This window comes from Candidatus Amarolinea dominans, assembly GCA_016719785.1.
GTDB classification, from domain to species: domain Bacteria; phylum Chloroflexota; class Anaerolineae; order SSC4; family Amarolineaceae; genus Amarolinea; species Amarolinea dominans.
In genome coordinates this window covers 23,605-36,970 of the sequence record JADJYJ010000014.1, presented here as the reverse complement: position 1 = coordinate 36,970, position 13,366 = coordinate 23,605, and the positions used below count along the sequence as shown (strand labels likewise).

At 63.6% G+C, this 13,366-nt stretch carries 12 protein-coding genes; all 12 read right to left on the bottom strand.

Translation table 11 applies throughout. The annotated features are described in order from the left end of the window. Positions 1 to 75: 75 nt before the first annotated feature. The 12 genes from IPM84_15465 to IPM84_15410 all read right to left on the bottom strand — a co-directional run bounded on the left by IPM84_15465 (position 76) and on the right by IPM84_15410 (position 13,180). Positions 76 to 903 (bottom strand): MBL fold metallo-hydrolase, encoded by an 828-nt coding sequence (locus IPM84_15465; GenBank protein MBK9094137.1) that lies wholly within the window; start codon positions 901 to 903, stop codon positions 76 to 78. A gap of 12 nt (positions 904 to 915) precedes the next feature. Further along, on the bottom strand, positions 916 to 1,884 hold the full coding sequence (locus IPM84_15460) for an NAD-dependent epimerase/dehydratase family protein (GenBank protein MBK9094136.1): 969 nt from the start codon (positions 1,882 to 1,884) through the stop codon (positions 916 to 918). A gap of 106 nt (positions 1,885 to 1,990) precedes the next feature. Beyond that, complete coding sequence (locus IPM84_15455; GenBank protein MBK9094135.1) at positions 1,991 to 2,755, bottom strand: sugar transferase; 765 nt, start codon at positions 2,753 to 2,755, stop codon at positions 1,991 to 1,993. A 25-nt stretch (positions 2,756 to 2,780) separates the two neighbouring features. Continuing rightward, positions 2,781 to 4,079: a DNRLRE domain-containing protein gene (locus tag IPM84_15450; GenBank protein ID MBK9094134.1), complete on the bottom strand. Its 1,299-nt coding sequence runs from the start codon at positions 4,077 to 4,079 to the stop codon at positions 2,781 to 2,783. Positions 4,080 to 4,081: 2 nt separating this feature from the next. Then, a complete protein-coding gene (locus IPM84_15445) occupies positions 4,082 to 6,859 on the bottom strand; it encodes a hypothetical protein (GenBank protein MBK9094133.1) in 2,778 nt (925 codons plus the stop codon). A gap of 119 nt (positions 6,860 to 6,978) precedes the next feature. Beyond that, a complete protein-coding gene (locus IPM84_15440) occupies positions 6,979 to 7,398 on the bottom strand; it encodes a hypothetical protein (protein ID MBK9094132.1) in 420 nt (139 codons plus the stop codon). Continuing rightward, the gene (locus IPM84_15435) at positions 7,296 to 7,709 is read right to left on the bottom strand and encodes a hypothetical protein (protein MBK9094131.1); all 414 of its coding nucleotides are present in this window, start codon (positions 7,707 to 7,709) and stop codon (positions 7,296 to 7,298) included. The genes IPM84_15440 and IPM84_15435 overlap by 103 nt, the downstream gene beginning before the upstream one ends. 291 nt (positions 7,710 to 8,000) lie before the next feature. Next, positions 8,001 to 8,999, bottom strand: a complete 999-nt coding sequence (locus IPM84_15430) for a Gfo/Idh/MocA family oxidoreductase (protein MBK9094130.1) — start codon at positions 8,997 to 8,999, stop codon at positions 8,001 to 8,003. Further along, on the bottom strand, positions 8,993 to 9,613 hold the full coding sequence (locus tag IPM84_15425; protein ID MBK9094129.1) for an N-acetyltransferase: 621 nt from the start codon (positions 9,611 to 9,613) through the stop codon (positions 8,993 to 8,995). Before IPM84_15425 ends, IPM84_15430 begins: the two co-directional genes overlap by 7 nt. After that, positions 9,610 to 10,629, bottom strand: coding sequence for a GNAT family N-acetyltransferase (locus IPM84_15420; GenBank protein MBK9094128.1), 1,020 nt, complete (start codon positions 10,627 to 10,629; stop codon positions 9,610 to 9,612). Before IPM84_15420 ends, IPM84_15425 begins: the two co-directional genes overlap by 4 nt. 46 nt (positions 10,630 to 10,675) lie before the next feature. Then, positions 10,676 to 12,013 (bottom strand): polysaccharide deacetylase family protein, encoded by a 1,338-nt coding sequence (locus IPM84_15415; protein MBK9094127.1) that lies wholly within the window; start codon positions 12,011 to 12,013, stop codon positions 10,676 to 10,678. Further along, positions 12,014 to 13,180: a hypothetical protein gene (locus IPM84_15410; protein ID MBK9094126.1), complete on the bottom strand. Its 1,167-nt coding sequence runs from the start codon at positions 13,178 to 13,180 to the stop codon at positions 12,014 to 12,016. Between the last annotated feature and the right edge of the window lie 186 nt (positions 13,181 to 13,366).

Here is a 13,366-nt window from a genome sequence, read left to right as displayed (position 1 = left end):
GCATAAAGGGAGAGGAGGGAGGAGGGAGGAGGGAGGAGGGAGGAGGGGAGGAGGGGGGGGGGGGGGGGGGGGCGTTCAGAGTTCCAACAGGCGTGCCAGCGCATCCGGGCAGTGGCTGGGCACGATTTGGATGTCGGGGTTGGCTGCGGTGAAGCCGTGCAGGCGGTTGATGGTATCACGCAGGCTGCGAGGGTCATCGGCAATGAAGTTCACAAAGGAGGATGGCGGACGCCGCTCGACAATGGAACGCGTCAGCCAGCAACTGTCGGCCACGAAGAAGAGGCGGCCGCGGGTGGTGTGCGCCAGCAGGCCAACCTGGCCGCGGGCATGACCAGGCAGGCGCACCAACAGGGCACTGCCGTCGTTGAACAGATCGTGGGTGGGGCCGAGACCCGCCAGCGGTGGGCCATTGAACGCGGGCAGTAGGTGAACGCGGCGGGCAAAATCGGCCGGCAAGAGGGCTGGAATGAAGGCCCGGCGCAGGGCAGCCAATCCGCTCAGTGGGGCCACGGCCTGATAGGCTTCGGTCAGGGCGACGAAGCGCGCCGCGGCAAAGTCGCGCAGGCCGGCGATGTGATCGGCGTGAAAGTGCGAGATGATGACCTGACCGATGTCCGCGGGGGCGAGGCCGAAGCGGGGAAGCTGTGCCGCAACAGCCAGCTCCGGTCGCAGGCGCAGCGGCGTGGCCAGGCGGTAGAGCAGATAGGGGAAACGCCGCGTCGCCTCCAGCATGGCCGGGGCATAACCGGCGTCCCACAGAAACCAGCCGTGCTGCGGATGGCGCAGCAGCGCGACGAGGGAATGGCAGGCCATTTGCTGGCGCGCTCCACCCTCGATGAGGTGGTGCTCAGAGGCCAGGCAATGGCCGGTATCGAGAATGAAGCAAGCGAGCGGTTCGGTCACGGCGTCCCCCGGCTACATATGACGCAGCGTCTCTTCGATGCCCGCGGCCACGGAGACCAGCGGGCGGTACCCCAGGTCCTGCCGGGCCGCGCGGATGTCGTAGGTCTGCGTACAGGCCAGAATGCCCGCGGTGTAGCGCGTCAGCAGCGGGTCGCGGCCACTGAATCGGGCCTGCGTTTCCATCAACGCGGCCGCCAACCGCACCAGCGGCAGCGGCAGCGAGCGCCGGCGCAAGCGCAGGCCAAGCCGCGACAGCACATAGCGGATGACATCCCAGAGCAGGAGATGCTCATCGTTGGTGATGTGATAGGTGCGGCCAATCGCGGCCGGAGCCTGCAGCGCCAGCGTCAGCGCGTGCGCCACGTTTTCTACGTAGGTCAGGTCAACCAGGTTGTGCCCGCGGCCGATCTGAGGCAGGCGCCCGCGCCGCGCCACCGCAACCAGGTTGGGCAGCAGGGAGCGATCGCCAGGGCCAAAGATGGCCTTGGGGCGGATGATGACCGTGGGCAGGCCCTCTTGTGCCGCCGCACGCACGCGATCCTCACCCAGTTTTTTCGTCAGCGCGTAGACCGATTGAAAGCGGCGGGGAAAGGGCGCCTCTTCGGTCGCATTGACATGGCTGCGGCCGTCGAAGATGACGCTCGGCGAAGAGACGTAGACCAGGCGGCTGACACCGTGCTGCTGGCAAGCGGCAATGACCGCCTCGGTGCCGCCGACATTGATGGCGTGGAAATCGGCCGGTTGCCCCCAGGCTGCAGACAGGGCGCCGGCGTGAATGACCGCATCCACCCCGGCGCAGGCGGCGCTGACTGCCGCGGCGGTGCGCAAATCAGCCACAACCGGCACGGCCCCTTGCGTCAGCAGGTCGGTCGCTGTGGCGAAGTCGCGACCGAGCAGGTACACCTGGTGCCCCTGGGCCAGAAGTCTGCGTGCGGTGTGTTGACCGAGAAAGCCGGTGCCGCCAGTCACGAGTACGATCATGGGCAAGTCTCCCTGTGGTTGGCGCACTGAAGCAGATGGCGCGACGAGACGACGGATCATCGGCTCTGTGGGAGTTCCCGTGAAAGTATCTATCGGCCGCGCAGGCTTAGCCGGCGTCCCGCATCGTCAGGATGACTGGAACAGTGGCCAAGAGAATCCGCAGATCGAGCCAGAAGGTACGGTTTTCGATGTACTCGATGTCCAGGCTGGCGCTGCGATCGAAGGGCAGGCTGCTGCGACCGTTGACTTGCGCCAGGCTGGTCAGCCCGGGAGTCACGTCAAGGCGGCGCATGTGCCACTCTTTGTAGTAGGCTAGTTCGTAGGGCATCGGCGGCCGCGGCCCCACCAGGGACATCTCGCCGCGCAGAACGTTGATCAGTTGCGGCAGTTCGTCCAGGCTGGTCTTGCGCAGAATGCGTCCAACCGGCGTAACGCCCTGTTTGATGATAGCTGGCTTGAAGATGTGCTGGCCGTTGTGGTCGCTGGCGCCGTTCTCAGTGTCGCCATTCAGGTATTGCTTGACGAACTCCTGGTGCGCGGCCAGATGATTGACGCCATTGTACATCGAACGGAACTTGAAGAAAGAAAATGATTTTCCGTTCTTGCCCGCGCGCGGGCTGACAAAAATCATCGGCCCGGGCGAGTCCAGCTTGACAGCCAGCGCAATGATGAGAAACAACGGCGACAAAAGGATCAACAAAAGCGACGCCACGACAATGTCAAAGGTACGCTTGATGGCCAGATAGACCCGTTTGTTCATCATCTTCTGCACCCGCCTCCGCTGTGCGGCCTGCTCATCATCCGTCAGATCGAGCAGTTCCAGCCAGCCGATACGTTGGCTCCCCCTTCTTCGAATGCCTCCCCCGATCATGGAATACCCCTCCTTGTGAACATCTTTAGAACGCCGGCACCCAATAGTGTATCGTCAATTTGGGCCGCTGGGCGGCCACGGCGAATTGGGCGCTGGCCATGGCAAACTCTACATTTGCATTTTCGCTGCCGGCAGTGGCTTTCAGAGTCAGGCCGTAGTTGGTCTGACGGTTGACTTGCCAACGCCGCAGCACGTGCGTCACATCTACAGAATACCAGCGACCAACCGCATTGATGGGCGTTGCGGCGGTCGGGCCGTAATCACGATCCTGTCCGGGGGCATTGGCGCCCGGCGCCGCCCAGCGGGTGGATGCCGTGGCCTGTTCCCAGGTCGCCGTCGCTTCTGACCAGGCTCGCTGCAGGCCGTAGGCCTGCAAAACCAGGTCAGTCGGCAGGCTGCGCTCCACGACGTAAACTGCCAGGCTGACCGACACCACCTGGGCCGTGGTGGGCAGGGGCGCCAGACCAAAGCGCAGGAGCGGTGTCTTCTCATCCACTTGGGCGCTGCGGTTCCAGCGCGCCAGCAACATGGCTGCGCTGCCCTGCGCCGTTGTTGGGTTCCAACTATCCAGCGTCGTGTCTTGCTGGTCGCTGAATCCATTCAGCCCCATCTGCAACACCAGCGTCTGCACCGGCGGCGTGGGCGTCGGCGCCATGCGCCATCCCACCAGGGGGAGGCGCCGGGGGCCAGGTGTCGGCGTGGGGGTCATCGTCGGGGTCGCGGTTGCCGTCGCGGTTGGCGTGCGGGTGGCGGTTGGCGTCGGTGTGCCGGTTGGTGTGGGGGTGGCCGTGGCCTGGGGGCCAATTGGGCACTGAATCGCCAGGTTGAATGCCCCTGCGCTGCCCTGATACCCGTCCACCACCAGCACGTAATCCTGTCCGGCTGGCAGATTCAGCAGTTGTAAGCTGTTGTCGCCAGCCGCCAGGCACGTGGCCGGATCAGTCGAAGCCAGCAGGAAGAGATCCAGGTCAACCGCCGGCACGAGCGACGCCAGGCTGATGGTCACCGCTTGCGGCTCCAGGAAATGAAATTGGAAAACCGCTTCCGGCCCGCTTTCGTTCCAGTCGCTGCGGCAGGCGTAGGTCGCCACGTTGGACGGCTGCCCGCGTGTGTCGGCCCGCAGGCTGCTACCGCAGAAGACCTCTGGCGCCTGGCTGATGTCCACCGTGGGCACCGGGGTGAGTAAGCGCTCAGCCGTGGGTGTTCCCCCAGCGGCGTGCGCCCCGGTGACCATCAGCACCGCCAACACGCACAGGACGACGCCAACGGCAGAGAAACCGGGCGGCCGTGGCCAGCCCGACTTGCGCCAGCCTGCTCCTGCCATGCTCAGCGACCTATCACCGGGAGGTACCACTGTAAAAAGCGCGCATGGGCAAAATGGGCCGTGACTGTTTCTGTATTCGCAATGTTAAACGCGCTGACCGCATTACCGATCATCGCATAGCCGCCGGGCACGATCGCTTCCTGCACCAGGTAAGCGCCGGAGTCGAGTGACATGAACTGATAATAACCGCTGCTATTGCTGGCTACGGTTGCCAGTTGAACGTCGGCAGCGTCCAGTTGGCCGTTTTGATTGGCATCACGATACAGCCGAATGTCAGCGCCCTGCAGCCCTGGCTCACCCGCGTCCGGCTGACTGTTACGATTGACATCCAGGAATACCAGACCCTGCAGATGTGCCTTGGGTGTGTCACCGAAGTTTTGCGTGAGCACCACCCCCGCCTGCACCACCAGCAGCCAACTGTTGGGGCTGGTGGAGGTGTAGCCAATGGGGTCGGTCTCGATCACCTGGTATTGGCCGGGCGTCAAGGTTGTGAATGAATACGCGCCATTGGTCCCGGTTGTGACATGGCTGAGGTCGGTGCTGCCACGACGCAGCGTGATGATGGCGCCGGCCAGGGACTGCTCACCGGGATCGAGCGTCCAGTTCTGGTTCAAGTCCTCGAACACCACGCCCTGGATCGAGCCTACGCTCGGCGTCGCCGTCGGCGTAATCGTTGGCGTCGGGGTTTTGGTCGGTGTGTGGGTAGGGGTGGGAGTCCGCGTCGGCGTTGGCGTCAAGGTGGGGGTGACGGTCGGTGTCCGGGTAGCCGTGGGCGTGGGCGATGGAGTCGGTTCGATCTCGTGCAGCAGCAGCTTGACATCCACCAGGTGAACCCAGTCGTTGCCGTCGCCGCGGGAGTTGATGCGAAAATCGCTTTCAGCCAGGCTGCCATCGTCCGCGCGCAGGCCCTTGCCCATGCGCGCATCGGTGATATGGAAGGTCGCCGTCTTCCAGGTGCGGCTGTTGGTCTTGGCCACATAGGCGTTGCCCGCACCGGTGGGTGTGGCCGCGCGCATGACGCCGCCAATGGCCTCATAGTCAAGCGCCCAGGTGTCGGTGCCGATGTCGGCGTACGTCACCTTGATGTCAACCGTGTTTTTGCCCACCGTAATGTAGTCGGGATGCACGCGGAACCACATGTACGGGTTGCCGGACTCCTGATCGGTGCGCCGCGCCACCCAGCCTTCCATGCCGCTGGGCAGGTTGGTGTTATAGGCGTTGGTATTGCAGTAGGCAGGGCCGGCGCCGGCCGGCGCACCGCAGTTGCCCAGGCCGTAGACATACGACGTGGAAAAACAAGGAATGCCCCCACAGTTCGTTGACCAGCCGGCCGCCGGGTTGATGGCCGGGTCCGGGCTGATGTACGGGTCGTTGGACTCCGGCACGGTGCGGCCACCGAGGACGTTGTCATTCTGATAGAGCCAGAACTCGAAGTTGCCCAACTGCGGGAAGAACGACGATTCCTCGAACGCGTAGTCGTAGTAGATGGGGTTGCGGTGGTCGCGCATCACTACCCACACGCTTGGGGTATTGCCCAGGTTGGCGCCTACGTAGGGCCGCCAGCGCTGGATGATGTTAAGGTACTCGGTGCGATCATTGTTGGGGGGCGGGGCGGGGTAAGGATTCGAATTGTCTTCTACAAAGAGCGACTGATCCAGGCGCAGATAGTACGCGTGCTTGTCCAGTCCGCTCAGCAAGCCCCAGTAAAACGAACGCGGGCTTTGCAGCATGTACCAATAGGTCTCGAACACCGTCGGCACCTGGTTGTAGTGCAGGTTGAGCACATCGTACATGCCGCAGTTCTGACAGCCGGACAGGCCGTCGCCGACTTCAGCAAAATTAAAGTCGGGGGTCAGGCCGTTGAGTGAGATGCCGATGCCCAAACTGGCGGCATAATCACCTATGTCGCGGCGCTCGCTGACCTGGTAGGTGAAGGAAGCGATCTGCACCAGCAGTTGCTTCTTTAGCACCCGACGCCCCTGGCCGGCATCGTACACGCTAAAGGCATCGTAGAAGGCATCTACAACCTCCGCCGTGTAATCACGCCAGGCGCCCGAATAATTGGTAATGCCATCGGCATGCATGGCCAGTTCCATAATGTATTTGTCTTCGCTTGAGTTGACCATGTGCCCTTCGCCGTAGGTGCCAAAGCCCATGGCGATGAACTCAAGCCGCGTATCGTTGATGTAACGATCGCCGTAGTATTGGGCGAGTGCCTGGTAACGCTGCAGGAAGGCTGGGCGCCAGTACATGGGCAAGCGCCGGTGATCCGCGCCCGGGTCCGCACAGGCCGGGCCAGAAAACTTACAAATCTCGAACGTGTACTGATCTACGTCCGAAACCGGATAGCTCGCTGTGTCCCACATGTAGACAGGCAGATCGCGCACGCCCGTTTCATACGAGCGGCCGCCGCCGTAAGGGCTGATAGCAAAGGCGCCCTTCTTGCCTTTGGCCGCTGATTGACTTACAAGCGCGTTGACGCGGTCAGGGCGATAGCTGCCATAGCCAGACTCCAGGTAAGCCCACGACCAGTTCATCACGGTGCCGTCCAGGTGGTAACGGTTGGTATCGGCCGTGCCGTACCAGAACGATGCATCGTCCTTGAAATAGATGCCAGGACGCGTGGCCGGCAGGCCAGGCGCGGCCGGCGGCGCCCCCTCAGGTGTACCCGCAGGGACGGGCGCATCCTGGGCCGTGGTGGCGCCGGCCGTCGGGGCCAGCAAGAGCGCGGCCAAACAAATCAGGGCCAAAGCCCATTGAGTCAACGTACGCTGTGTCATGTTAAATCACTCCCGCGTGCAGTCTGGGAGAACGGCAGCCAGCGGTGGGCAACAATGGTTTTTTCAAGCGAAGCATACCGTCCATGTATTTTTTACCTCTCGCTTGCGCCCGTGGGCGGTCAGGCGTCAAGCGTTGTGCGACGAGCACTGGTGATGACCCAGGGGCTGAGCGCCGGCATGCGATCCAGGCCCACGAGTCGTTCGATGGCTGCGTACACCGGTAACAGTCCGGTATCCGAAAACCGGAGCGTCGGCGCCCAGTTGTAGCCGAGATGGCGCTCAACCGTAAAGCCTGCCGTGTGCAGCCGTGTCTCCAGGTCAACGGGTGTCGAGACATATTCGAAGCGGTGCCACGACTGTGGTTCCATACGCCCTAGAACGAGTAACAGGCGCCGGAGCCATCCTTTGTACGACAGGCGGTTGGTGGAGGTCATAATCAGCCAACCTCCAGGGCGAATAATCCGGTGTACTTCACGAAAGAACCAGTTACGACCATCTTCCACGTAGAAAGGAACCTGGATGCAAAGAGCGGCGTCCACACTGGCGTCGGCCAGGGAAGCATGGACGCGGCAGGGTCTACCAACTCCGCTCGAATCGAGCGATCTTTTTGACGTAAGCGGCGCAGCGGGATGATCGAGACATCAGTCACCGTCACATCGAAGCCGTGCTGCACCAGGGGAATGGCGATGCGCCCTGAACCGCCCGATAAATCCACGAGACGATGCACGGAGGGATCACGTGCCAGGGTTGACAAGATAAACTGACGTTCTACCGTATCCAGGTATTGCCCCAGGGCGACGGTGTTGAGCCAGTCAGGGTGATATTCATGATCTATCTGGGCTGCAGACAAGCGTTGTTTGACTCCAGGTTGGAATGCGAATTTTTAGCTGAAAACTTCTTTGTCTGCCGCTATTCTATGACAGACAGATGAGATTTAGATGAACAACAGGCCGGGGGATGATGACATTTTGTTCACCAAGACGACTATGACCCGTATCATGTAGGGCCAGAGATAAAATCCCGTAAACAAAAAATCACCCTCCAACGCGTCGCTGCGAGGAAGGCGCCAAGAACCGGGCAATCTTAACACAGCCCAAAACCTTTGGCAAATCAAAATTCCGGGTTAGGGGATCACGCGTTGTCAGGTCAATCGGATGATCTGGTGCGTGCGGCCTGATTCGATGATTTTCTCGGCCAGCAGGACCGCGCGCAAGCCCTCAGCGCCATCAATCAGCGGCGTATGATCTTCGACCACGGCGCTGATGAACGCCTCAAGTTCGGCACGCAGCGGCTCCTTGCGCTTCAACTCATATTTCACCACACGACCTTCGCTCACCCCCATCAGGGCGGTCAACCCTTCCCACTGGCCGTTACTGGCGCTGCTGTTCTCGAAAAATTGCAGCTCCTGCGTCAGGTAGTTGACGACAAACATGCCGCGCTCCCCGATGATGGTCAGCTCACGGAACTTCTTGGGCGTCAGCCAGTTGATGTCTAAAACACCGACCGCGCCATTACTGAATTTCAGGACACCGGACAGCAGGTCTTCATGCGCGGCGTGAATCTCGCGCTGCGTTTCCGCATACAGCGATGTGATGCGGGCCTGGGTCAGATACTCCAGGATGTTGACTTCATGCGTCGCCAGATCGAACACCACGCCCACATCTTCGACGCGCGGTGGGAAGGGGCCGACGCGCCGCGAACGCAACTGAAACATGCGGCCCAGTTGTCCTTCGTCCAACAGGCGCTTCAGCTCGACGACGGCCGGGTTGAAGCGTTCGATGTGGCCCACCGCCAGCTTGCGGCCGGTGCGACGCGCGGCATCCAAAATCGCCTGGCCATCAGTGACCGAGAGCGCCAGCGGCTTTTCCACGAACACATGGCTACCAGCCTCCAACGCGGCCACGGCCACCGGCCGATGGAGCCGCGTGGGCACTGCCACCGACACGACATCAGGTCGTTCGATGGTCAACATCTCTTCGAAGTCGGCGTAAGCCTCCGCCTTGTACGTCCGCGCTACCTGCGCCGCCGCTTCGGCATCGAGATCGGCCACGGCCGCCAGGTGAGTTTGCGGCATTTCGGCAAAGATACGCGCGTGATTGCGCCCCATGGCGCCCACCCCTACGACGGCAACTTTCAGCATAGATTCTCCTGCCAATCGGGGAGTTCAATTTCCCGGCCGCACGCCGGGCACACTCCGACGGAATTGGCGACGGTCAGACGGTTGGCGCAGTGGCAAACATAGCCGACCAGGCGGGCCGGATTGCCCAGCACCAGCCCATGATCGGGCACGTCATGGGTGACGACCGCGCCGGCGCCGACCAGCGCCCAGCGCCCCACGGTAACGCCCGGCAAGATGACGCTGTTGGCGCCCAGCGAAGCCCCGCTGCGCACCAGGGTCGGTGTCACGGCCCAGTCGCTGTCACGTTTCAACGTCCCATCCGCGTTGATGGCCCGCGGCAGGCGGTCGTTGGTGAAGCAGACATGCGGCCCCACAAAAACGCCATCTTCCAGGGTGACGCCGTGATAGACTGACACCTGGTTCTGAATCTTGACGCGGCTGCCGATCTGCACGCCGTAGTCAATATAGACCCCTTTGGCGATGATGCACTGCTCGCCCAGCCGCGCGCCCTCACGTATCTGCACCCAGTTCCACACGGTGGTGCCTGCGCCCAGGGTGGCCTGGGGCGACACCTGGGCCGTGGGGTGAATGAATGGCGCCGGCAGGGGCGCATCGTGGCTGCTTGCCTGTGTCATGCTTGGATGATCCATTTCCGATAAATCTCATAGGCCTTGACCGCCAGGCCGTACCAGGGCGCATGAATCTTGACACTGCGTCCATAATTCACCAACTGACCGCCGAAGCGTTCCTTGAAATCACGCACGCCATACGGCTTATCGGGATGCCCGGCGCCGCCAAAATCAAAAACGCTGAACCCCTGCGCGTGGCCCCATTGCAGGAGATGCCAGACCAGAAAATCGTTCGGGTAGAGGCGCGCAGCCTCACGGTCGGCGCCGGCATACCAATCGAGCAGACGGCCCTTGTAAAGCAATGATGCCCGCCCACCGATGGCGACACCGTCAGCCATCGCCAGCACAATCTGGAACTGACCCAACGGGCCGAGCACCTCGAACGCCCGCCGAAAGAGCGAAAGATCGGTCAGATACACGCCAGCATGTCCATACACCTTGCGCAGCAGGCCGTAGAATGTCTCGACCCCCGCCTGGTCGCTGACCGTCAGCGCGCTGACGCCTTTTTTCTGCGCGGTGCGCACATTGCGCCGCGCGCTGCTGCTCAGTCCGTTCCACAGCGCCTCTTCCGACTGCCGCAGGTCAATCAGGAAGTTCAGGTGCGGCTCCCAGCGAAAATGGGCCGCCTCCAGCCGCGCCTGCCAGGCCATCACATCCGCCTGATGTCGCAGCTCGGTGAAGAGGGAGCGCCCCCAGGCCCGGCGGTTGACCACCGCCAGCAAGGCGTCCAGGGCGTCTTGCCCCGCAGGTTCAGGTGCAACCAACATGCCGCCAAAAAGCACCGCGCGCGTGGTCAGCGGCCGCAGGAGGCCGCCCAACACCGTGGTGTGGACGGCAGGCCACAGGGCCATGAGTTCGCCGCTGGCACGGTCCACCGCGGCCAACGGTCGCGAGGCCCAGCCCTCTGTACCCGCCGCCACATCGTCGAAGGCCGGGGTGTGAAAGATGTTGCCGTCGGGATGGCCGGCCACGAAGCGCTGCCAGGCCGCCCGTTCGGGCTGCCCGGTCATGATGAATGTCAAACCCCTTACTCCCACGAGCAGCCCGCTGCGGCCGCGCCGGCCCCTGTCAGCTTTCGGACAGGCGCCACAAATAGTCCCAAAACGTCAGTGAATCAATATCTCCGCTGACCACCAGCGCACTGCGGGCTGCGTCCGGCCAGCGGCTGAAGCGCAGCAACGGCACATCTGGCGCCTCCACCCTCTGCACGGCCGTCCGCGCCTGCGTCGCCAGGTCGAAGGTTTCCCAGTCGAAGTAAACCGGGTAGAGCGCCCGTTCCGGGCTGATCTCCACGACATAGCCTTGCTGGCGCAAGAAGCCCAGCAGTTCCTGCGCGCTGCCAGGGGCCAGGCCGATAAATGGGCGCAAATCGCTGCGTACGACGAACGATTCCGCGGTCACGTCCGTGACGTGCGGCCAGCGGGAAGTCAGCGGCGCAGCGTGGATGTTGCCCGCGACGGTTTCAACGATCAAAGGCCCTTGCGCCAGCACCCGCGCCGCGACGGGCGCGTTCATGCTGACCTCCCAGCGACCGTCGCCCTGGCCCTGCAGGTGAATCTGGCACTGCGGGCGAATCTTCCACCATTCTGCCACCTCGGCCAGGGTGGTGATCCAAACGGCCGGCTGTAAGGCCCGCGCGGCGGTCAGCACGGCGTCCAGCGCCGGCGCACCCCCGCGTCCGCGTTCGGGGTGCAGTTGCAACACCAGCAGTTCACCGGCCTGATGGCTGGCCGTCAACATGGCGCGCCAGATGGCTGCCATGTCGGCCGCGGCCAAACCCAGCCGATCCACCAGCATCTCGTCATCGGGCAGCGAGACGGGAATTTCCACCAATCCTTCGGGCAGCAGATAGGGCAGAACCGGCGCGCGGCCGGCGTCCAGCGGGCAATAGAAATCGAGCACGGTCTGGATGACCGGCGCTGCGAGCTGTTCTGGCGACAAGACGGGCCACAGGGCGCAGGTGCTGCTGTCGTAGGTGAAGCCCTGGGAAAACAGCAGGCGCAGCAGATCGTGGTTCCAGCGCAGATAGGGCGCCCGGAAGCCGACGGCCGGCACGTGATGCTGTGCGAAGGCCTGGCGCGCTCTGATCACCTGATCGCGCTGGCTGGCCGGTGACCGCTGGCTCAGATCCACGTGATGGTAACTGTGGACAGCCACTTCGATCCCTAACGCGGCCAGGCGCTGCAGAGGCAACGGGTGCCGCGCCAGGGCCACGGCCGTGGTTGGAAAGCTGGCCGGCGCGCCGTGCCGCGCCAGGACCTCGACGATCGCGTCGAGCGCGGCGGTGAAGCGGGCCGGGGTTGGCCCCAGCCGCGCCAGCAGCAGGGCAAAGCGCCGCGGCACATGCCAGAGGCCTTTGGATCGGAGCAGATGGGCAAGTACGCCAGCGTCCAACGGTTGTATCACCTACCGGTTGAGTCCGGGCACATGCAGGGCGAGGGTGGCGGGGGTCAGAGGCGGCGACCGGCGCAGGGTCCACAGGGCCGCCAGGGTGACGCAGAGCATTGCGCCCAGGGAGAGCGCGTAGGTGAGCCACGGCGAGGGCAGCGGGAAGCGCCCGATGAGGTGCTGAAAACTGGCCGCAAAACCGGCGCCTGCCAGCAGCCAGCGCAGGCCAACCGGAGCGGCCAGGTGGGTTTCGATCAAGACAGCGATGAGCAGATAGACGACGATGAAGGCCGGGGCCATCAGGCGCTCGTTGTCGAAGCCGAAAAAGGTGCTGACCAGGATCAGCGCCAGGTAGAGGAGCAGGTAGCGCTGGCCGCGGAAGAAGGCCAGGGTACTGCGCCAGAAGACCAGGGGGAGCAGGCTGACAGGCAAGAACGCGTTGCCCAGGAGCCGCAGCCAGGTTTCCGGGAGGAGCAGTTTGGGCGCGGCACGCGCCAGTTGTTCCAGAAGGCCCAGACCGCCGGTGTGACCAACGAGCAGGCGCAGCGCCAGGAAGACGGCCAGGCCCGGCAGCATCGCCAGGAGCGCGGCGCGGCCGTGCGCAGCCAGGAGCCGGCGCTCGATCAGGAAGGCCAGGGTGACGGGCAGCATGATGAGTACGGTTTCACGGCCGGCCGCGGCCAGGGCGAAGATCAGCGCGAACAGCGGCCAGCGCAGGCGTGTTAGCGCCCACAGAAGAACGACCAGGCAAATCAGCGACAGCAGGTCATTGAGGGCAAAGAAGTCCCAGACGTTGAACCCGAAGAGGTGCTTGTTGAACACGAAGAGCAGGGTTGCCAGCAGCGCGACCGGCGGGGTGAGCGGCCAGGCCAGCAGGAAGAAGTAGGTCAGGCCGACGAGCGCCAGCGCGGCGGTCACGGTCAGCAGATAATAGGCCGCGGCGTCGGGCAGCGGCAGCAGTCCGGCCAGGTAGGGACCGAGCAGACGAAAGGCGAAGGGCTGCTGCACCGCATCGGTGATGGCCGGGGCGGCCGCGCTGATCTGACGGTAGTGGTACAAATCCCAGGAGGCATACGGCTCGCGGCCATAGGGAATCTGGCCGTACAGGAAGATCATACCCGCAGTGACCAGGAGCAGAAGCAGCAAGTAACGAGAGGACCGAAGTTGCCTGTTGACGCGTTTCATGTGCCAGGGATTATAGTCAGGTAATGAGATCGGTCAAACACGTCTCGCGCCCCCCCCCCCCCCCCCCCCCCCCCCCCCCCCCCCCCCCCCCCCCCCCCCCCCCCCCCCCCCCCCCCCCCCCCCCCCCCCCCCCCCCGCCCCGACAACACGCCGGCTTGACCACGTTCCGCTGGTGTCATGGTCGGA